The 19,299-nt window shown below is 36.3% G+C and carries 21 protein-coding genes, 1 riboswitch and 1 other annotated feature; of the genes, 12 read left to right on the top strand and 9 right to left on the bottom strand.

The annotated features are described in order from the left end of the window. Positions 1 to 45 precede the first annotated feature (45 nt). The gene (nhaC, locus tag ACYVEC_RS14460) at positions 46 to 1,419 is read right to left on the bottom strand and encodes a Na+/H+ antiporter NhaC (RefSeq protein WP_063223045.1); all 1,374 of its coding nucleotides are present in this window, start codon (positions 1,417 to 1,419) and stop codon (positions 46 to 48) included. 278 nt (positions 1,420 to 1,697) lie between these two features. Further along, positions 1,698 to 1,918 (bottom strand) — a binding site (T-box leader). A 142-nt stretch (positions 1,919 to 2,060) separates the two neighbouring features. On the opposite strand from nhaC, the gene ACYVEC_RS14455 reads away from it, so the two are divergent. The 8 genes from ACYVEC_RS14455 to ACYVEC_RS14420 all read left to right on the top strand — a co-directional run bounded on the left by ACYVEC_RS14455 (position 2,061) and on the right by ACYVEC_RS14420 (position 8,824). Continuing rightward, a complete protein-coding gene (locus ACYVEC_RS14455; protein WP_063223167.1) occupies positions 2,061 to 2,417 on the top strand; it encodes a hypothetical protein in 357 nt (118 codons plus the stop codon). A gap of 77 nt (positions 2,418 to 2,494) precedes the next feature. Beyond that, on the top strand, positions 2,495 to 3,928 hold the full coding sequence (bioA, locus tag ACYVEC_RS14450) for an adenosylmethionine--8-amino-7-oxononanoate transaminase (protein ID WP_063223046.1): 1,434 nt from the start codon (positions 2,495 to 2,497) through the stop codon (positions 3,926 to 3,928). Further along, positions 3,928 to 4,656, top strand: coding sequence for a dethiobiotin synthase (bioD, locus tag ACYVEC_RS14445; RefSeq protein WP_063223047.1), 729 nt, complete (start codon positions 3,928 to 3,930; stop codon positions 4,654 to 4,656). The genes bioA and bioD overlap by 1 nt, the downstream gene beginning before the upstream one ends. Further along, on the top strand, positions 4,622 to 5,809 hold the full coding sequence (gene bioF / locus ACYVEC_RS14440) for an 8-amino-7-oxononanoate synthase (protein WP_063223048.1): 1,188 nt from the start codon (positions 4,622 to 4,624) through the stop codon (positions 5,807 to 5,809). The genes bioD and bioF overlap by 35 nt, the downstream gene beginning before the upstream one ends. Continuing rightward, positions 5,806 to 6,522 (top strand): alpha/beta fold hydrolase, encoded by a 717-nt coding sequence (locus tag ACYVEC_RS14435; protein ID WP_063223049.1) that lies wholly within the window; start codon positions 5,806 to 5,808, stop codon positions 6,520 to 6,522. The genes bioF and ACYVEC_RS14435 overlap by 4 nt, the downstream gene beginning before the upstream one ends. Then, entirely contained in the window at positions 6,512 to 7,321 is an 810-nt protein-coding gene (gene bioC, locus ACYVEC_RS14430) for a malonyl-ACP O-methyltransferase BioC (RefSeq protein WP_063223050.1), read from the top strand. Before ACYVEC_RS14435 ends, bioC begins: the two co-directional genes overlap by 11 nt. Before the next feature lies 1 nt (position 7,322). Further along, on the top strand, positions 7,323 to 8,321 hold the full coding sequence (bioB, locus tag ACYVEC_RS14425) for a biotin synthase (RefSeq protein ID WP_063223051.1): 999 nt from the start codon (positions 7,323 to 7,325) through the stop codon (positions 8,319 to 8,321). A 182-nt stretch (positions 8,322 to 8,503) separates the two neighbouring features. After that, positions 8,504 to 8,824, top strand: coding sequence for a hypothetical protein (locus ACYVEC_RS14420; RefSeq protein ID WP_097950637.1), 321 nt, complete (start codon positions 8,504 to 8,506; stop codon positions 8,822 to 8,824). A gap of 28 nt (positions 8,825 to 8,852) precedes the next feature. On the opposite strand, the gene ribH is transcribed toward ACYVEC_RS14420, so the two are convergent. The 5 genes from ribH to ACYVEC_RS14395 all read right to left on the bottom strand — a co-directional run bounded on the left by ribH (position 8,853) and on the right by ACYVEC_RS14395 (position 13,124). Continuing rightward, positions 8,853 to 9,314 (bottom strand): 6,7-dimethyl-8-ribityllumazine synthase, encoded by a 462-nt coding sequence (ribH, locus tag ACYVEC_RS14415; protein WP_000230892.1) that lies wholly within the window; start codon positions 9,312 to 9,314, stop codon positions 8,853 to 8,855. Between the two features lie 18 nt (positions 9,315 to 9,332). Beyond that, positions 9,333 to 10,526 carry a bifunctional 3,4-dihydroxy-2-butanone 4-phosphate synthase/GTP cyclohydrolase II gene (gene ribBA, locus ACYVEC_RS14410; RefSeq protein WP_063223053.1) on the bottom strand — a complete coding sequence of 398 codons (1,194 nt, stop codon included), beginning with the start codon at positions 10,524 to 10,526 and terminating at the stop codon, positions 9,333 to 9,335. 12 nt (positions 10,527 to 10,538) lie between these two features. Beyond that, positions 10,539 to 11,183, bottom strand: a complete 645-nt coding sequence (gene ribE / locus ACYVEC_RS14405; protein WP_063223054.1) for a riboflavin synthase subunit alpha — start codon at positions 11,181 to 11,183, stop codon at positions 10,539 to 10,541. Continuing rightward, complete coding sequence (gene ribD / locus ACYVEC_RS14400; protein ID WP_275719491.1) at positions 11,165 to 12,277, bottom strand: bifunctional diaminohydroxyphosphoribosylaminopyrimidine deaminase/5-amino-6-(5-phosphoribosylamino)uracil reductase RibD; 1,113 nt, start codon at positions 12,275 to 12,277, stop codon at positions 11,165 to 11,167. The genes ribE and ribD overlap by 19 nt, the downstream gene beginning before the upstream one ends. 306 nt (positions 12,278 to 12,583) lie before the next feature. Next, positions 12,584 to 12,727, bottom strand: a riboswitch (FMN riboswitch). A 190-nt stretch (positions 12,728 to 12,917) separates the two neighbouring features. Further along, a complete protein-coding gene (locus ACYVEC_RS14395) occupies positions 12,918 to 13,124 on the bottom strand; it encodes a CDGSH iron-sulfur domain-containing protein (RefSeq protein WP_460507009.1) in 207 nt (68 codons plus the stop codon). A gap of 288 nt (positions 13,125 to 13,412) precedes the next feature. Here ACYVEC_RS14395 and ACYVEC_RS14390 point away from each other — a divergent pair, with 288 nt between their 5' ends. Continuing rightward, positions 13,413 to 13,658: a DUF2552 family protein gene (locus ACYVEC_RS14390; protein WP_060632177.1), complete on the top strand. Its 246-nt coding sequence runs from the start codon at positions 13,413 to 13,415 to the stop codon at positions 13,656 to 13,658. Between the two features lie 10 nt (positions 13,659 to 13,668). Here the strand turns inward: ACYVEC_RS14390 and ACYVEC_RS14385 are convergent, their stop codons facing one another. Continuing rightward, positions 13,669 to 14,592 (bottom strand): alpha/beta hydrolase, encoded by a 924-nt coding sequence (locus ACYVEC_RS14385; RefSeq protein WP_063223056.1) that lies wholly within the window; start codon positions 14,590 to 14,592, stop codon positions 13,669 to 13,671. 81 nt (positions 14,593 to 14,673) lie between these two features. Between ACYVEC_RS14385 and ACYVEC_RS14380 the strand changes: the two genes are divergently transcribed. Next, the gene (locus ACYVEC_RS14380; protein ID WP_098556060.1) at positions 14,674 to 15,156 is read left to right on the top strand and encodes a GNAT family N-acetyltransferase; all 483 of its coding nucleotides are present in this window, start codon (positions 14,674 to 14,676) and stop codon (positions 15,154 to 15,156) included. A 99-nt stretch (positions 15,157 to 15,255) separates the two neighbouring features. Continuing rightward, positions 15,256 to 16,119: a LacI family DNA-binding transcriptional regulator gene (locus tag ACYVEC_RS14375; protein ID WP_063223058.1), complete on the top strand. Its 864-nt coding sequence runs from the start codon at positions 15,256 to 15,258 to the stop codon at positions 16,117 to 16,119. 23 nt (positions 16,120 to 16,142) lie between these two features. On the opposite strand, the gene ACYVEC_RS14370 is transcribed toward ACYVEC_RS14375, so the two are convergent. Both ACYVEC_RS14370 and ACYVEC_RS14365 read right to left on the bottom strand, forming a co-directional pair. Next, complete coding sequence (locus tag ACYVEC_RS14370) at positions 16,143 to 17,462, bottom strand: Na+/H+ antiporter family protein (protein WP_098556062.1); 1,320 nt, start codon at positions 17,460 to 17,462, stop codon at positions 16,143 to 16,145. Between the two features lie 132 nt (positions 17,463 to 17,594). Continuing rightward, positions 17,595 to 18,593: an alpha/beta fold hydrolase gene (locus ACYVEC_RS14365; protein WP_063223060.1), complete on the bottom strand. Its 999-nt coding sequence runs from the start codon at positions 18,591 to 18,593 to the stop codon at positions 17,595 to 17,597. A 121-nt stretch (positions 18,594 to 18,714) separates the two neighbouring features. On the opposite strand from ACYVEC_RS14365, the gene ACYVEC_RS14360 reads away from it, so the two are divergent. Continuing rightward, positions 18,715 to 19,191 (top strand): ribbon-helix-helix domain-containing protein, encoded by a 477-nt coding sequence (locus tag ACYVEC_RS14360; protein ID WP_048562375.1) that lies wholly within the window; start codon positions 18,715 to 18,717, stop codon positions 19,189 to 19,191. Positions 19,192 to 19,299: the final 108 nt, after the last annotated feature.

The following is a 19,299-nucleotide window of genomic DNA, read 5'->3' as shown; positions in this document are numbered from 1 at the left end:
GAAATATAAAAAGGATTACCGATTAAGGTAATCCTTTTTATTATATTATGAAATTGTTACTGCTTTTTCTTTCTTCCATGAAAGACCAAATCCAGTAAAGCCGACGATAATCGTTAAGACTGGACAAGCTAAACAGAAGATAGCGTATGGCAGGTAATCAAATGTTGGAACGCTAAGGACGTTTGTTAAGAATACACCACTTACTCCCCATGGTACGAGCGGGTTAATAACTGTACCTGCATCTTCTAATACGCGTGATAAATTACGACGTTCTAAACCGACTTCATCGTATTTCTTAGCAAATGCTTGTCCTGTTAAAACGATGGATAAGTACTGCTCACCAAGTAAGAAGTTTACACCAATTGCAGTTGAAGCAGTAGAAATAATTAAGCGTGTGCTATTTTTTACGAAGCTAGAGATGATATTCATCAGCTGCGCTATAATACCCATTCCTTGTAATAAACCTCCCATACAAAGAGCTAGGAAAATAAGGGCAATCGACATCATCATACTTTGTAGACCACCGCGAGATAGTAAGCTATCAATGTCTTTAATGCCAGTTTTAGAAACGTAGCCATCTTGCATAATTTTCATTAAATCAGCTAAAGAAGTGCTAGGTTTAAAAATAAAGAGAATAATAATTCCTACCACAATTCCTGCGAGTAATGTTGGAACTGCTGGAACTTTTTTAAATGCGAATAGGAACAGTAATAAAATTGGAATAAGTGTAACGATAGAAATCGTTGCATTTTTCTCTAATGTGCTAATAAAGTTTGTGAAGTCAACGTTTCCACCAGTACCGCTTCCTAAAATGAAAAATGCGATAAAAGCAATAATGAAAGCAGGGACTGTTGTCCAAAGCATGTTACGAATATGCTCAAATAAATCTACACCCGTTACAGCAGGAGCTAAGTTTGTTGTATCAGATAAAGGAGACATTTTATCTCCAAAGAATGCACCAGAAATAATTGCACCAGCGATTAGAGCCGGATCGTATCCGAGAGCACTACCCATGCCCATAAAGGCAAGTCCTACAGTTGCAGCAGTTGTAAAGGCACTACCGATACTTGTTCCAACAATTGCACAAACAACAAAAACAGTTGGAATGAAAATTTTTGGAGATACAAGCTGGAAGCCGTATACCATTAAAGTTGGAATTGTTCCAGCAGCGATCCAAACACTAATTAATACGCCTACAAGTAAGAAAATAAAAATAGATGGAATACCAGCTGAAATACTACTTATCATTCCTTTTTCCATAGTAGACCAAGAGATTTTTTTCATAAATCCAAATGCTAATAAAAGAACGATACCGAATAAAATCGGGATGTGTGGTGAAACTTCTAATTTGATAACACTAAAGCCAATGCAGAAAAAGATAAAAATTGTTAAAAGAACAGATTCAATTTTTGAAACCATTGTTTTTCCCTCCTAAGTAATCTAAAATAGCTCTTTTTTATATAAAATTCGCCAATATTGTTTATTTCCTTCTAAAATTTAGAATTTTGTGACAAATTACCGGTAATTGTCCATATCTCAATATGATGCGGAAATAATTGGATAAAAAAACGTCCCTGCATATAATTATGCAGGGACGAAGAAATCGCGGTACCACCCTAGCTTGTGAAATGAATGTATCACAAAATAAAGGGTCGTATGATATGCGTTAATAAAATAAAAAACGCCCCTGCAATATATGCAGGGACGAAAAATTCGCGGTACCACCCTAAATTGTGAAACAGTTTCGTTTCACCACTCTTTAGACATAACGGTCTATAACCGTCTTTCACTACTCCTTACGTTTCGCAAAAGAAGCTCCAGGGGGTAATTCATAATTCGCTCTGTACTGGTTCGCACCGACCACCAGCTCTCTGAAATCAGAAATCGAAATACTACTAAATCCTATCAACGCCGATTCATATGATGTTAGTTAAATTTTTATCATATATTCGTCTTACATGTCAATAAAAATGTTCAATAATTTTTTTAGGAAAATAAAGGAGAAAGATTTTCATACTGTGAAAATGTGCGTTATAATGAATTCGAAAGGGGAGGAAAGAGTGAAGAAAAAAATAATTCTTTTTACCACCTTACTAGTCATTGGCGGAAGTGCTGGAATTTATACAGCTTTTGCAGCTGAATCAGAGCAGTCAAAACAAAGTCGAACAAAGCAGTCAGAAGTGAAGAAAGTAAAAGAAATAGAAGAGAAGAAATCGATGGAAAAAGTAGCTGAAAAACTAGAGATTTCTACTGAAGGGAAAACAAAAGAAGAGGTTAAGAAAGAAGTAAATACTGCAAGATTTGAAAAACGTCACGATCTATTAATTGAACATGCAAAACAACTTGGAATTGATACAGAAGGAAAAAAAGATGAAGAGATTATTTTAGAAATTGGAAAGATACAGCACGGAAGATAGAGCAACTTATCATATGATGAGTTGTTCTTTTTTAAGAACCATTTGATTTAAAAATAATTGACAGTCTTTTGGATTTAATGTTAACTATATTTATAAACAAGTTGACATTAGGGGTGACAATTGTGACTGTTAATAGTAATACGACTGAAAAATCGTCTTATACATATGAAGAGCTATCGGAAAAAAATAAAGCCTATGTATGGCACCCATTTACACAAATGAAGGATTATTTAGAAGAAGATCCTGTCATTATTGAACGCGGAGAGGGAAGAAAGCTATACGATGTAAATGGAAATGAATATTGGGACGGTGTTTCGTCTATTTGGTTAAATGTTCATGGACATCAAGTACCGGAACTAGATGAAGCAATTCGTGAGCAATTAAATAAAATTGCTCATTCTACTATGCTAGGACTTGCTAACGTTCCATCTATTTTATTAGCAGAAAAAATAATCGAAGTTGTACCAGAAGGTTTGAAGAAAGTATTCTATTCTGACTCCGGTTCTAGCGCTGTTGAAATTGCAATTAAGATGGCATTTCAATATTGGCAGCATAAAGGAAAACCGAAGAAACAAAGATTTGTTACATTAAAAGAAGCGTATCACGGTGATACAATTGGAGCTGTTTCAGTAGGAGCAATAGACTTGTTTCACCAAGTGTATAGTTCACTTTTATTTGAGGCAATTAAAATGCCTTATCCATATACATATCGTTCTCCTTACGGAAATAATAAGGAGGAAATTGTAAAAAAACATTTAGAAGAAATGGAAGAGCTGCTGAAAGATAAACATGAAGAAATTGCAGCGATTATTGTAGAACCTTTAATGCAAGGTGCTGGCGGTATGATTACAATGCCAAAAGGATACTTAAGAGGACTACGTAATTTATGTACAAAATATAACGTTTTATTTATTACAGATGAGGTAGCGACTGGGTTTGGGCGTACCGGGAAAATGTTTGCATGTGAACATGAAAATGTAACGCCGGATATTTTAACAGCCGGAAAAGGTTTAACAGGTGGATATTTACCAGTTGCAATTACCGTAACGACAGATGAAATTTATAATGCCTTTTTAGGAGACTATGAAGAACAAAAAACATTTTTCCATGGTCATAGTTATACAGGGAATCCGTTAGGGTGTGCGGTAGCAATTGCGAATCTAGAACTATACGAAAAAACAAATTTAATAGAAGAAGTAGCACGTAAAACAGAATATGTGGCGACGCAATTAGAAGCACTCTTTACATATAAACATGTAGGGGATATTCGTCAGTGCGGGTTGATGGTTGGAATTGAACTTGTGAAGAATAAGGAAACGAAAGAAGCGTTTGAATGGACAGAGAGAGTCGGTGTTCAAGTATGTAAACGCTCAAGAGAGCTGGGCATGATTTTGCGGCCGCTCGGCAACACGATTGTATTTATGCCTCCTCTTGCTTCTACAATTGATGAGATTGATGAGATGTTACGTATTTTATATAAAGCAATCTCGGATGTTACGGAGGGAGAGTAATGGGCGGTTTTTTTATAACAGCAACGGATACTGAAGTGGGGAAAACTGTAGTTGCAGGTGCATTAGCAGGTGTATTTAGAGAATTAGGATATAACGTAGGGGTATATAAACCGTTGCAAAGTGGACATGTTGCATCAAATCCAGAGGGAGATGCAGCAAGGTTAAAAGCATTATCGGGTGTATCGACAAAAGAAAATGAAATTTGTCCTTATTCTATTGAAGAACCGCTTGCTCCGAGACTTGCCATGAAAAGAGCTGGAAGAGTAGTACGTTTAAAAGACATTATTGATCACTATAATGAACGATTGAAAGAGTTTAATAGTCTATTTGTAGAAGGAGCAGGTGGACTAGCTGTTCCATATACAGAAGACGCTTTAGTAATTGATTTCGCAAAAGAATTACAGCTTCCTCTTATTATAGTAGCACGTCCTACATTAGGAACGGTAAATCATACAGTTTTAACGATTGCTTATGCAAAGGCACATGGCTTAAAGGTAGCAGGTGTCATTTTATCTGGTTGCAAAGAATGTGAAATGGAAAGAGTGCAAGAAAATAAAGAAATGATTGAAGAGCTGAGCGGGGTACCAGTTTTAGGTTTATTACCATTTTTTGCAGGTAACTTTACAAAAGAAGAAGTATTGGAATCTGCTAAAGAATATATAATGATTTCAAAATTAGAGGAGTTCATTCAAAATGAATCAAACGTGGCACGCACATCTTCAATCTAAATTACAACAATTACATGAGCAAGGGCAGTATCGTAATTTGTACGTAACAGAACAAGCAGAAGAGACATGGCTTATTCGAGATGAGAAAAAGATGCTAAATTTAGCGTCAAATAATTATTTAGGGTTAGCTGGAGATGCGAGGTTAAAAGAGGCTGCTATTGTGTGTACAAAAAAATATGGAACTGGTTCGACTGCCTCTCGTCTCGTTGTAGGAAATTATCCATTGTATGAAGAGGTGGAGAGAAGTGTATGCAACTGGAAAGGTACTGAAAGAGCATTAATCGTAAATAGTGGGTATACAGCAAATGTAGGGGCAATATCTTCTTTAGCCTGTCGTCACGATATTGTATTTAGTGATAAATTAAATCACGCAAGCATTGTTGATGGAATTATATTAAGCGGGGCAGAACATAAAAGGTATCGGCATAATGATTTGGAGCATTTAGAGAAGCTGTTGAAAACAGCATCTCCTGAAAAGCGGAAATTAATTGTAACTGATACTGTTTTTAGTATGGATGGTAATACTGCGTATTTGAGGGAGTTAGTGCAGTTAAAAGAGAAATACGGGGCAATCATTATAGTTGATGAAGCGCATGCGAGTGGAATATATGGAATCGGCGGAGCTGGATTATCTCATATAGAAAAAGATCTTGCTCAAAAAATTGATATACATATGGGGACGTTTAGCAAGGCTTTAGGGTGTTATGGTGCGTATTTGACAGGTGATGCAATTTATATAGAGTATTTACAAAATATGATGAGAAGCTTTATTTTTACTACTGCTTTACCACCAGGGACTTTAGGAGCGGTACAAAAAGCAATTGAAATTGTGAAAGAAGATAATGAAAGAAGAGAGAGACTTATAGAGAATGGAGCTTATTTCAGAAACCATTTACGAGAAGCTGGTTTTGATATTGGGAATAGCTCAACTCATATTGTACCGATTGTGGTCGGTTCAAATGAAACAGCTTTACGGTTTAGTAAAAGGTTACAAGAGGCAGGTATTGCAGCTATTGCAATTCGTCCGCCAACTGTACCAGTCAATAGTTCTCGAATTCGCTTTGCAGTTACATCGCAACATACAATAGCTGATTTGAAATGGGCTATTGACCGAATTATTCACATTGCGAAAGAAGAGGAGCTTTTCGTATGAAAGAGCTGAAGATTATTTTTATCCCTGGATGGGGAATGGAAGAAAATATTTGGGATTTAGTACTTCCGCATTTTAAAGAATATCCTGTTCAATGCATTGATTGGCGTAACGTGAAAGAACAAAGTGAATTTGCGGGGCGAATAATAGATGTAGCAAAGGATGAAAATATAATTTTAGTTGGATGGTCACTAGGAGCGTTAGCGGCAGTTCAAGCTCATAAAAAGATTAAGGCAAAAGGTATTGTACTAATTGGTGGTACTGCCAAATTTACAAATACGAGCGACTATACAAGTGGATGGAATGCTTTGCATGTGGAACGGCTGAAAAAGAATTTGACTAGAAAGAAAGAAGATACGCTCAAGCGGTTTTATGAAAATATGTTTACGAAAGATGAGCTGAAAGAGAATAAAAGTTTTGAAGACATCGTAAAACATTTTAAAGGTGATTCTATCCAGTCTTTACAATTAGGTTTGGATTATTTAATAGAAACAGATATGAGAGAAGAACTGAAAGAAGTGAAAGTACCTATACTACTTATTCATGGGGAGAAGGATGTAATATGTCCATTGTCTGCAGCGCGTAGTATGGCTGAGAATGAGACTGCCATGCTCAAGGTAGTAAGTGAGGCTGGACACGCATTATGCGTAACGAATTTCGAATATTGCGCAAATGAGATAATTCAATTTATAGAGGGGATACGACATGATCAATAAAACGTTACTACAAAAACGGTTTAACGTGGCAGCTGTATCCTACGATCAATATGCAAATGTACAAAAAAAGATGGCACATTCATTACTTTCTAAATTGAATCGGCGATATAGTGCAAATTCATCGATACGTATTTTAGAACTTGGATGCGGGACAGGTTATGTAACAGAAAGAATATCAGAGTTATTTCCGAAAGCACATATTACAGCCATTGATTTTGCTGAAAGTATGATTTCAGTTGCGAAAACTAGACAAAATGTGAAAAATGTAACGTTTTACTGTGAGGATATAGAAAGGTTACGACTAGAAGAAACATATGATGTCATTATTTCAAATGCAACATTTCAATGGCTAAATGATTTAAAACAAGTGATAAGAAATTTATTTCATCATTTGTCTATAGATGGGATATTACTTTTTTCAACGTTTGGACATGAAACATTTCAAGAGTTGCATGCTTCGTTCCAGCGGGCGAAAGAAGAAAAAAATATACAAAACGAAACATCGATTGGACAACGTTTTTATTCGAAAAATCAGTTGCACCATATATGTGAGATAGAAACAGGGGATGTGCATGTTTCTGAAACATGTTACATAGAGAGTTTTACAGAAGTTAAGGAGTTTCTGCATTCTATTCGAAAAGTAGGAGCGACCAATAGTAATGAAGAATCATATTGTCAAAGTCCCTCACTCTTTCGTGCGATGCTTCGCATATACGAAAGAGACTTCACGGGAAATGAAGGGATAATGGCAACGTATCATGCTTTATTTGTGCATATAACAAAAGAGGGGAAGAGATGAAATGAAACAAGTACAAACAAAAAGGGATTGGAACAAACTTGCATACGACGTAGTAGAAGAGAAAATGATTACGAAAGAAGATGCAATAGCGATATTGGAGGCTGACGATACAGAGATTTTAGAAATTATGAATGCAGCTTACATCATTCGCCATCATCACTTTGGTAAGAAAGTAAAATTGAATATGATTATTAATACGAAGTCTGGATTATGTCCTGAAGATTGTGGATATTGTTCTCAGTCTATTATTTCAGAGGCACCGATTGATAAATATGCATGGTTAACGCAGGAAAAGATTGTAGAAGGAGCACATGAAGCGATTCGCCGTAAAGCGGGTACATATTGTATTGTAGCATCTGGTCGTCGTCCGACGGATAAAGAGGTGAATCATGTAATTGGAGCAGTTAAGGAGATTCGTGAAACGACAGATTTGAAGATTTGTTGTTGTTTAGGTTTCTTAAATGAAGATCAAGCAGGACGTTTAGCGGAAGCAGGCGTACATCGTTATAACCACAACTTAAATACACATGCAAATAATTACGAAAGTATTTGTTCAACGCATACGTATGACGACCGTGTTGATACAGTTCAAAAAGCGAAACAAGCGGGTATTTCACCATGCTCTGGGGCGATTTTTGGGATGGGGGAGACAATAGAAGAGCGTGCTGAAATTGCATTTGAATTACAACGTATAGATGCAGATTCAATCCCATGTAATTTCCTTGTTGCTGTAAAGGGTACGCCGCTTGAAGGACAAAAAGAGTTAACACCAGTAGAATGTTTAAAAGTGCTGGCGATGATGCGTTTTGTAAACCCAACGAAAGAAATTCGTATTTCAGGAGGACGTGAAATCAATTTACGTGCTGTACAGCCAATCGGTTTATTTGCAGCAAACTCTATTTTTGTTGGGGATTACTTAACGACAGCTGGACAAGAACCGACTGCAGACTGGGGTATGATTGAAGATTTAGGATTTGAGATTGAAGAATGTGCGTTATAAGATAGAGGAAAAAGCAAACTTGTAAAAGAGTTTGCTTTTTTTGTAAATAAAATGTAATAAAAAGCTGTTAACGCTTGATATGAATGGGTTTTGAGTGAGAAATATAATTTTTACGGACGAATTTTCCAAGCCCTAATTGTACATAGTAAATATGTAATTTATATTGGGTTGGAGGATTTTATATGCACAAATATATATTAGCGATTATGACTTGTCTCATTTTACTAAAAGCAATAAGTGCTGATCCAGTTAAGGCCGCTGAAAATCCTGAACAAAAAGAGATGCAACAACGAATTGAACAACATTTTCGAACGAAAGCTGAACATTTTGGATTGAAAACAGAAGGGAAAGATTTAAAGGAAGTACGAAAAGAAATTACTATTATAGAAGAAGCGAAGAAAAGAGAGAATGTATGGAGAACAGCACAAACGCTTCATATACAAACAGAAGGAAAAACAATGAATGAATTAATAAAAGATGTACGGAAAAAAGTAAAAAAATAAAAAGAGGCCGCAGCCTCTTTTTATTTTTTTATGCCCATTGTTTTGATAAGTGAGCCATTTCAATGGCAGCAACTGCAGATTCATAGCCTTTATTACCAGCTTTCGTGCCCGCGCGTTCAATCGCTTGCTCAATCGTTTCTGTCGTTAATACACCGAAAATAACTGGAATGTCTGTTTGAAGTGATAAAGATGCAACACCTTTTGCTACTTCATTACAAACATAATCGTAATGTGTTGTAGCACCACGAATTACAGTGCCTAACGTAATAACAGCATCATATTTTCCACTATTCGCCATCTTTTTAGCGATTAAAGGAATTTCGAATGCGCCAGGAACCCAAGCAACATCAATATCGTTTTCTTCTACACCGTGACGCTTTAATCCATCTAAAGCTCCGCCTAGTAACTTACTTGTAATAAATTCATTAAAACGTCCAACAACAACCCCAACTTTTAATCCTGTACCAACTAAATGACCTTCGAATACCATAATAAATCTCTCCTTTGATTATAAGTTTAATAAATGTCCTAATTTGTTTACTTTCGTTTGTAAATACGTTTTATTCTCTTCTTTTGTTGGCATTTGCAACGGTACGCGCTCCGTAACTTTTAAATCATAACCTTGTAAGCCAGCAATTTTTCTTGGATTATTCGTTAATAATCGTAAATGTTGTAAACCTAAATCTTTTAATATTTGAGCGCCGATACCGTAATCACGAAGGTCAGCGGGGAACCCAAGTTTTTCGTTTGCTTCTACAGTATCGAAGCCTTCTTCTTGTAACTTATAAGCGCGAAGCTTATTAAGAAGGCCAATGCCTCGTCCTTCTTGTCTCATATAAAGAAGAACGCCTTTTCCTTCACGCTCAATTTGAGCAAGTGCAGCATGGAGTTGTGGTCCGCAATCACAGCGGCACGAGCCAAATACATCTCCTGTTAAGCACTCTGAATGAACGCGTACAATTACAGGCTCACCTGTTGAAATATCACCTTTTACGAGTGCGATATGTTCTTTCGTATCTAATGAGTTAGAATAGCCAATTGCTTGAAAAGTACCGAAATCTGTAGGTAATGTAATTTCCACTTCTCTCGTCACAAGTGTTTCATGGTGGCGGCGATAAGCGATTAAATCTTCTATTGTAATCATTTTTATATCAAATTGTTTTGCACACTGTAGTAAATCAGGGACGCGTGCCATCGTACCGTCCTCATTGATAATCTCGCAAATGACTCCAGCTGGTTCTGCTCCGCAAAGCTGTGCTAAATCGACAGCAGCTTCTGTATGACCAGCACGACGCAGGACACCGCCTTCTTTCGCGATTAATGGAAAGATATGTCCAGGTCGATTAAAATCAGCGCCTTTTGATGCAGGGTTTAACAATTCTTGTATCGTAGTTGCACGTTCGTGAGCGCTAATCCCTGTTGTGGTAGAAACATGGTCAATGCTCACTGTAAATGCAGTATGATGCGAATCTGTATTATGAGATACCATTGGTTCTAGTTGTAGGCGTTCTGCGTACCCTTCCGTAATCGGTACACAAACGAGACCGCGTCCATGTGTAATCATAAAATTAATCGTTTCTGGCGTAATATACTCTGCTAAAGCGATAAAATCGCCTTCGTTTTCACGGTTTTCATCATCACATACGATAACGACTTTTCCTTGTTTTAAATCTTCTAGAGCTTCTTCAATACGATGAAACATAATGCTTCCCCCTTATAGAAATCCGTTTTCTTGTAAAAAGTTTTCGGTCATTGAACCTTTTCGTTTTACAGGCTTAGTAATAAAGCGTTCGATATATTTACCAATCATGTCACACTCAATGTTTACGATGTCACCGGCATTCTTTTCTCCGATAACAGATTCGCTTACTGTGTGCGGGATGAGTGAGATTGTAATGGAAGATTCGTCTATATCAAATATTGTCAAACTCGTTCCATCAACAGCAATGGATCCTTTATGCAAACAATAGCGTAGCAGTTCATCCGAAATAGCTATTTTGTAATAGATGGCATTATAGTGTTGTTTTTTGTTTAATATCGTCCCGATGCCATCAATATGTCCTGAAACGAAATGTCCACCGAATCGTCCATTTGCAGCCACTGCTCGCTCTAAATTTACTTTAGAGTGTGATTTGAGTAGGCGAAGTGATGTTGATTTCATCGTTTCGGGCATTGCATCAACTGTAAATGAAGTAGGTGTAAAGCTCGTTACAGTTAAGCAAATACCGTTAACCGCTATACTATCGCCTAAATGAACATCTGATAAAATTTCATTTGCATGTATCGTTAACTTCATTGCTTCCCCGCTTTGTTGCATATTTGTTATCGTTCCTAATTCTTCTACAATTCCTGTAAACATTTCGTCACCTCGTTTCGGGCATTCGCAACGATTTTTATATCATCGCCAATTTGTTTCATCTCTTGAATTTTTAAGGAAAGCGCATCTTGTAATTTTGAAAAACCATTTCCGCCAAATAAAGTAGGGGCATCTTTCCCGCCAATTAATTTTGGACTTATATAAGTTACAATTTCATTGAAATTATTTGTTTGTAAGAAGCTTGCATGAACCGTTTGACCACCCTCAACGAAAAGAGATAGGATTTGTTTTTCACCGAGTAGGTCTAAAACATCTTGAATTTCAATTTGTTTCGTTTTCATTTGGAATATAAATATATTTTCAGATTCATAAGAAGCTATTTTCTCTTTATTTACATCCTTACCAATCATAATCCATGTCGGTGCTAAACAATCTGTTATGACATGAGAAGATGGTGGGGTTTTTAAATGAGTATCTAAAATAACGCGTATTGGATTTTTACCCCCATTAGGAATTCTTGTTGTTAAATGCGGATTATCAGCTATAACTGTATTCACTCCAACAAGAATTGCATCGTGTGTATGGCGATATTGATGAACATCAGCTCGTGCTTCTTCACCTGTAATCCATTTACTGTCACCAGTTACAGTTGCTGTTTTTCCATCTAAGCTCATCGCTGTTTTTATTGTTACAAATGGGCGTTTCGTTTTCATGTAGTGAAAAAAGTAGCGATTTAATAAAACTGCTTCTGCTTCAAGGACACCGGTAGTTACTTCGATTCCAGCTTCTTCTAATCTCCTTTTTCCATTACCAGAAACGAGCGGGTTACAATCAAGGGTAGCAATTACAACGCGCTTAACTCCCTTTTCGATGAGCAATTCACAGCAAGGTGGTGTTTTTCCAAAATGGCTACACGGTTCCAGTGTTACATAAACGGTAGCGCCTTTGGCGTTCTGACCAGCCATTTGAAGGGCATGAACTTCTGCGTGTTCTTTACCAGCACGTAAATGAGCCCCCATACCGACGATGTTTCCATCTTTTACAACAACAGCACCAACCATAGGATTTGGACTTGTTTGTCCTGATGTTCCTTCTGCTAACTGCAGGGCAATCCTCATATATTCTTGATCTGTCATTTTCTTCACCTCTCCTAAAAAAATCAAAAAACCCCAAGGATTTAATATCCTTGGGGTTTGGGAGACGTGATTTCTAGAAATATAGTTCGAATACGAAAGCATAGGAAAGAAACCTAACGATAATCGATATTTCTGCATAAGGAAAAAACCTAGCAAAATATCGGATTTTTTAAACGCTAGTTGTCTCTTTTTATTTCAGTATAAAAAATGAGTATAGAAAACTAAACATATATAAAGAATCAAAATGAATCTTTAAAAATATGCATACTGAAATAAAAGTGTATTCACTATATAAAAAACTAGAAACATATCCTTCTCCCATCCAGACTATACTGTCGGCCCTAGAGTTTCACTAGATCCACCGTTTTCGAGTTGAAAACGGGTCACGGACTTAGAAGCTTTCGCTTCATCACCGCCGGTTGGGAATTTCACCCGACCCCGAAGGATGCTGTTTGGTCAAATTATAGCACAAAAAAAATAAAAGGCTAGTAAAAAGTATTCGAATGTGAAGAATTGTGTGAAAATATATGTAGGCTGGAATGGAGACAAAAGTATTAGAAATGTTGTAAGGAGAAGGGATATAGCGGAGTTGATAAAAAGAAAAAACATGCACAAAAAAATGTGCATGTCACATGTAAAATTATTCTGCCTCTGGTGCTCTAATAACAGACTCAAATTTACCTTTATGCGAAGCATCGCAATAAGGCATATTTTTTGATAAACCACAACGGCATAAAGAAAATGCCGGTTTTGCTGGGAATACATTCCCCTGTGAGTCGACTAATTCCACGTCCCCTGTAACGCGAAAAGAGCCATTGTCATTTACTTTAATTTGTACTTTTGCCAACACTATCCCTCCTTCCCAAACGCTTAATTCCATCATATAATCAAGAGAAGTACTTGACAATATAAAGTGAAACTTTAATCAGTGGGGGAGGCATCCCCCACTGATTATTAGTTGAACCAATCGGGCTTTTAGGGGCAGTTAATCTCACACCTAACGTCTTTGTTTCAGCTGAATTTTGAGGTAGGATTTTTACTGCCCGCAAATAGCGGGGCAAAAAGAGCACTTTGTTCGAAAGAGAAGAGAGTGTTATAATGTTTTTTATAACTGACTAGAGTAAGGTGACGAAAGATGGATAAACAATTACGTACATTACGAAATATTGCAGATGAGCGCACGTGGGCATCATTTTTGAATGATAATCATCCATATAGTTTGTTACATTGGTCCATTGCAGGTGTAGGACAAGAATCGAAGGATGTTTGGTTACTTCAAGATGAAGTAACATTTCAAACGACAGAATTTCCAACGTTAGATGATGCAATGCAATGGATTTCTGAAAATATGGAACAAGTTACAGACGTTTTAGCGCAATAAAAAAACAGGCTTATGCAAGCCTGTTTTTTGTTTCTTTCACATATGTGTTTAAAAATTGATCGACGGCTGCTTCATACTCTTCTTTATTTTCGTTATAAGAGCAAGCATGTGCACCGTGTTCTGCAATATAAAGTTGTTTCTTATTCTCTTTTGCCTCATATAACGCTTTTGTCATATCAGCTAAAATATAATCGTCATCTTTACTATGAATAAAGAGAACGGGATTGTTAATGTTTTTTATACAGTCGATTGGTGACACTTCACGAATTGTATAACCGTCGCGAACTTTTAAAAATGCGTTTGCTAAAGGTAATAAAGGCCATTTTGGTAAATGGAATTCCACTTTTAAACGGTGCTGCAATTGCCCGTAAAAATCAGAGAAAGGACAATCCGCAATATAAAAATCAGCCCCATCTTCTACAAGCCCTGCGTATTGAAGAAGTGTTGCAGCTCCCATCGATTCACCATGAATACCAAGGGTTATATTTGTGCCAAAACGACTTTTTAGCCAGTCAACTACAGATTTTAAATCATGTTTTTCATAATATCCATAGCTTGTTGTTTTTCCACCAGTTCTACCATGACGACGATGATCATAAATAACGACATTATATCCTCTGTTTAAAAATAAGTTTGCATATTTTACAGAGTTCATTTTATTTACAGTTACGCCGTGACAAAAAACCATAAACTTATTGGAATGACCAGCAGGAATGTAATACCCGTGAAGATCATATCCGAATTGCGAAGGGATATGAATTTCTTCTTTATGAAGAGCATCAAAATCCTCTATACGAAAATGTTTTTTCGTTTCTCTTTCGAGTACTTCTTCCTCTGTTTTTTTCTTTAAGTACATCACTTTATTTGTAAAGAAAATCCCAAGGGCAGTTATCGCACCTAGTATAGTAAACAATGCTGCAAAAAAACGTTTCATACTTTACCTCATCCTCCAAATACCGTTACATGTGATACACTTATATTGTATCACAATGATAGAAAAGGGGAGAAATAGGAAATGCTGCATATACAAAAAATTACACCAGCGATGAAAGAAACAATCCGAATGTTCATGTGTGCGAACTGGGGAAGTTCATTGATGGTTTCGCGTGGTAAGGGGCATCGGTTAGAAGAGTTGCCAGGATTTGTTGCGCTCTCAGATGACAGAATAATCGGAATTATAACATATGAAGTGAACGGAAATATGTGTGAAATTGTATCGTTAGATAGCTTAGAAGAAAGAAAAGGAATAGGGACGAAGCTTGTAGATTGTGTATTACAAGTTGCAGAAGAAGAACGGTGCAGGCAGGTTTGGCTTATTACAACAAATGATAATATGAATGCGTTACGTTTTTACCAAAAACGTAATTTTGTGATGACTCATTTATATGTGAACGCAGTGGAAGAAGCACGAAAGATAAAGAAAGAAATTCCGCGTATTGGATATGACGGTATCTCAATTTTGCATGAAATTCAATTAGAGTATCATTTAATGAAATGATGTAACAATTTTCAGAAATATAAGTTATTAACCTTGACGAATAGTAGAATATAGGTTACCGTAAAATTGTAATCTATTACCATATTAAGGGGTGACGATGTGGCAACTATACGTGATGTGGCAAAATTAGCAGGTGTTTCAGTCGCAACCGTTTCACGAGTTATGAATGAAAAAGGATACGTTCATGAGGACACAGTAAAACAAGTAAAGGAAGCAATTGAAGAATTACGTTATAGGCCAAATGTTACAGCGAAGCCATTGTTTAAACAAGATTCAACGATAATTGCATTACTTGTAGATAATTTATATGACCCATCAAACATCACTTTGCTACATTGTATTGAGGAAATAGCATATAACGAAGGATATCAAATCATTGTTTGTAATATAGAGAATAAAGATAGATACATACATATGTTGAAGGAAAATAATGTTGCAGGTGTTATTTTGACAAGAGCCGTTTTTAAAAGTATAGGAGAAATTCCACTTCCGTTTGTTGTGGTTGATGAAAAAAAATCACATACAAATTATTATGAAAGTGGACAAAGAGCGGTTTCTTTATTAAAAGAGAAAGGCTGTCACTTCCTTGCTTATTTCGGTGAGGGAGAAGATAGTGAAGAAATAGAAGAGCACATATCAGGATTTTTAGATGCTGTTTGGGAGGAAGGAGTCTCTTATCGAGAAGAATGTGTACAAGGGTATACGAATAAACAGTTTATTACATTATTGCAAAACAATCCGTATATAGATGGAATTGTAACTTCAAGTGATAAGATTACTTTTGAGTTAATTCGAGCAGCGAAAAATTTAAATATCTGTATACCGAATAAATTGAAAATTATTGGACTGAACGGGAGCATAGACAGTGAATGGATAGGCCCATCACTCATGAAAATTGAAAGTTGTGTCGAGGAAAATGGGAAAATAGCTTTGCAACAATTAAAAGGAAAAATAAAAAAGTAAAAGGTGCGTATAAAACGCACCTTTTATAATGTAATTGCGGCAATAAAGCCAAATATAAGTAACGGTATATTATAATGCAGAAAAGTTGGTACACATGTATCCCATATATGATGGTGTTGACCATCAGCATTTAAACCGGATGTTGGTCCAAGTGTACTATCTGATGCTGGAGATCCTGCATCGCCTAGCGCTCCGGCTGTACCGATAATTGCAATTGTAGCCATTGGACTAAATCCAAGTTGAATGCAAAGAGGTACAAAAATTGTTGTTAAAATAGGGATGGTTGAAAAGGATGAACCAATTCCCATCGTAACGAGAAGTCCAATAACGAGCATAAGAAATGCAGCGAGTGGTTTGTTATTCCCAATCATATGTGCACTCGTTTGTACAAGGGATTCAACATGTCCTGTTTTTCGAAGGACAGCACCGAACCCAGCGGCAGAAATCATAACAAATCCGATAAAGGACATCATACGCATTCCGCTTGTTAAAATTGCATCTGCTTCTTTAAGAGGTAGACTACCACTAACTGATAAAACGATAATCCCCGCTAGAGCACCGAAAATCATTGATTCTGTTGCTAATTGAACAGTCAATGTAGCTAAGATAGATACTAACCCGAAAGTAATGCTTCGTTTTGTATAGGGAACGATTTCATTTTCGGTAGTATGAACTTGTTCAGTTTCATACGTACGAGGTTTTCGGTACGTAATAAATACCGCGACACATAATCCGATAATCATACCGATTGCTGGAATAGTCATCGCTTTTGGAATAAGCGTAACGTCAAATGTAAGACCACTTTGCGCGGCATTTGTTTGCAATACGTCATGATAAATTTTTCCGAATCCTGCAGGAATCCACATATAAGGAGTAATTAATCCGAATGTAATAATACATGTAACAAGCCTTCTATCTACTTTCAGCTCGTTTAATACTTTTAAAAGTGCTGGAATTAAGATGGGGATGAAAGCGATATGAACAGGAATAATATTTTGTGAGAAACAAGCCATCGTTAAAATGATAAATAAAATAAGTATTTTTGAATAAACTTGTTTTTTTGTGTCTTGTTCATTGCCAATCCATTTTAATGCCGTTTGAATCATGGCATCTGGAAGTCCTGTTTTGGAAAGGGAAATAGCGAAACCGCCAAGCATTGCATAACTTAAAGCGATTGGAGCACTGTTTCCAAGACCAGTGGTAAAAGTGTTAATAGTTTCTGAAATACCGAGTCCGCCGATAATTCCGCCTATTAAAGCTCCAACAATGATGGCGACAATGACCTGGACACGTAACAAACTAAGCAATAGCATAACTGCTACTGCGACGAGTACAGCATTCATAATAAATGTAATCTCCCTAAATTTTTTATTCTGTTAAGGCAAGTAAATATGAAGCACTTTGCTAGATTTATACATAGTTGCGACATATTATTATAAAATGTTTTTTATGAAATGTAAAAGAGCCCTTTGTTACTAATGCTGAAAAGTTAGCTCTTGTTTAATTGATTGTAAAGAATTAGCAAATAAATCCGGTTCTTCTAAATCAGGAGAATGTGCTGAATTTGGAAACCAAATCATCTTTTTTATAGGTGCTTCCATAACATCACAATATTCCTGAACGAGTGCATAAGGAGTTTGATAATCATAGCGGCCAGAACAAAAGTAAACAGGAATAGATAAACTTGAAATGGACGAAAAGAAATCAATTGTCAGCATTTCTTCCCATAAAACACCAGATTTTAAGTTTCCTGCGAGAAACTTGAACCAATCTAATAGCGTATATTCAGGAGAAAAGAAACCTTTTCGTATGAAAGAAAAGGAAGATCCGTTTTGGATTGCTCCTCCGAATGTGCCAAGCCACTTTCTTTGAATAATGAGACGTCTCGTATCTAAAAATGGTGGTTTACCTAATTTTAAAAGAGAAGCTAATGCTTTTTTATGATCATGCTTTTTGGCAGAACGAATTAAATGTTGATATAGTAATTCTTCGTTTTGTTTCATATGTACAATTTGCCCAATACCGATGTAGGCCTCGATATACTGTGGATATTGATGTGCTATGTTAAGCCCAATAATGCTTCCCCAAGAATGACCAGCGAGAAAGAGTTTTTGTTTGTTGAACTTTTTCAGTACATATTGAATCACTTCTTTTGCATCGGAAACGAATTGTTCGATTGTAAAATTTGCTCCGAAATCTTTCATTGAAAAGGATTTGCCTGCCCCGCGTTGGTCCCAATTAATAACGATAAAATGTTTCTCCAATTCTTTTTGAAAATGGCGAATAAATCCGATTTGTGCCATGCCAGGTCCACCATGACAGCACAATAAAATAGGCTGCCCTATGTTTTGCCCGCGCATAAGGAGGATTTGTTTTCGATTGTTAATCATAACGCTTTCCATCGTAGCGATACTATTAGGAATGAGTTGTTTATTTTCATTATAGAACTGCGGAGTATAGCTACGAAAAAGCATATTGAAAACCTCCTTTTCTAAAATCGTATGAATCGCACAGGCTATTCGTTTTGCATATACTGTTAGAAAGTCATTGTAACATACCATACTAGTGTCATTTCAACACGGGAGGTGGGAAATTGTGACGATTGGAGAAATTATAGATTGTTTAAATAGACGTGAATCCATCGCTATTATAGCAAAACGTCTTGAAATAAGCCCGTATACATTATCAAAGAAATTAAGGTTGATTGGATACGAATATGATGGAGAACAGAAAAAACGTATTTTTGTAGGAGATGGAGAAGAACCGCGTCACTTACAACTCCAAGAAGCGACAGCCCTTCAATATGCGACAACGGATTATCAATTATTAATTTATGAGCAATTACAAAGTATTTATGAGCTATTAAGAAAGAGGGAAGAAGTAATTGCGCCCATTATGAATATAAGTACAGAAAAAAAGAAACGTACCTTTTCTATTAATAAAGAAATATTAGCAAAATTAGACGCTATATCAGAATCGAAAGGAATTCAAAAATCTAAACTTGTAGAAGAGGCGTTACAACAATTTTTACAACAATATGATTTTAACAAAACATCAAATTTTGATAACTAAAGAAAAGGATACTATGTTCATTGTAAGAACGAGTATCCTTTTCTTTGTTTCTTGTATATTACGGATAATATACAGGATAAGTGCATATCCTTTGCAGTGAAAAAATTG

This window comes from Bacillus sp. MN7755 (assembly GCF_054771475.1).
This window is presented reverse-complemented; position numbering and strand designations above follow the sequence as displayed.

Excerpts from the sequence above, each read along its gene's own strand:
- ACYVEC_RS14390 (WP_060632177.1), top strand. The coding sequence starts at position 13,413 with ATGGATAAACAATTACGTACATTACGAAATATTGCAGATGAGCGCACG.
- ribE (WP_063223054.1), bottom strand. The coding sequence starts at position 11,183 with ATGTTTACAGGAATTGTAGAAGAATTAGGAACGATAACAAATATGCAA.
- ACYVEC_RS14380 (WP_098556060.1), top strand. The coding sequence starts at position 14,674 with ATGCTGCATATACAAAAAATTACACCAGCGATGAAAGAAACAATCCGA.
- bioB (WP_063223051.1), top strand. The coding sequence starts at position 7,323 with ATGAAACAAGTACAAACAAAAAGGGATTGGAACAAACTTGCATACGAC.
- bioC (WP_063223050.1), top strand. The coding sequence starts at position 6,512 with ATGATCAATAAAACGTTACTACAAAAACGGTTTAACGTGGCAGCTGTA.
- ACYVEC_RS14420 (WP_097950637.1), top strand. The coding sequence starts at position 8,504 with ATGCACAAATATATATTAGCGATTATGACTTGTCTCATTTTACTAAAA.
- nhaC (WP_063223045.1), bottom strand. The coding sequence starts at position 1,419 with ATGGTTTCAAAAATTGAATCTGTTCTTTTAACAATTTTTATCTTTTTC.
- bioD (WP_063223047.1), top strand. The coding sequence starts at position 3,928 with ATGGGCGGTTTTTTTATAACAGCAACGGATACTGAAGTGGGGAAAACT.
- bioA (WP_063223046.1), top strand. The coding sequence starts at position 2,495 with ATGTTAACTATATTTATAAACAAGTTGACATTAGGGGTGACAATTGTG.
- ACYVEC_RS14385 (WP_063223056.1), bottom strand. The coding sequence starts at position 14,592 with ATGAAACGTTTTTTTGCAGCATTGTTTACTATACTAGGTGCGATAACT.
- ribH (WP_000230892.1), bottom strand. The coding sequence starts at position 9,314 with ATGGTATTCGAAGGTCATTTAGTTGGTACAGGATTAAAAGTTGGGGTT.
- bioF (WP_063223048.1), top strand. The coding sequence starts at position 4,622 with ATGAATCAAACGTGGCACGCACATCTTCAATCTAAATTACAACAATTA.
- ribD (WP_275719491.1), bottom strand. The coding sequence starts at position 12,277 with ATGACAGATCAAGAATATATGAGGATTGCCCTGCAGTTAGCAGAAGGA.
- ribBA (WP_063223053.1), bottom strand. The coding sequence starts at position 10,526 with ATGTTTCATCGTATTGAAGAAGCTCTAGAAGATTTAAAACAAGGAAAA.
- ACYVEC_RS14435 (WP_063223049.1), top strand. The coding sequence starts at position 5,806 with ATGAAAGAGCTGAAGATTATTTTTATCCCTGGATGGGGAATGGAAGAA.
- ACYVEC_RS14365 (WP_063223060.1), bottom strand. The coding sequence starts at position 18,593 with ATGCTTTTTCGTAGCTATACTCCGCAGTTCTATAATGAAAATAAACAA.
- ACYVEC_RS14370 (WP_098556062.1), bottom strand. The coding sequence starts at position 17,462 with ATGAATGCTGTACTCGTCGCAGTAGCAGTTATGCTATTGCTTAGTTTG.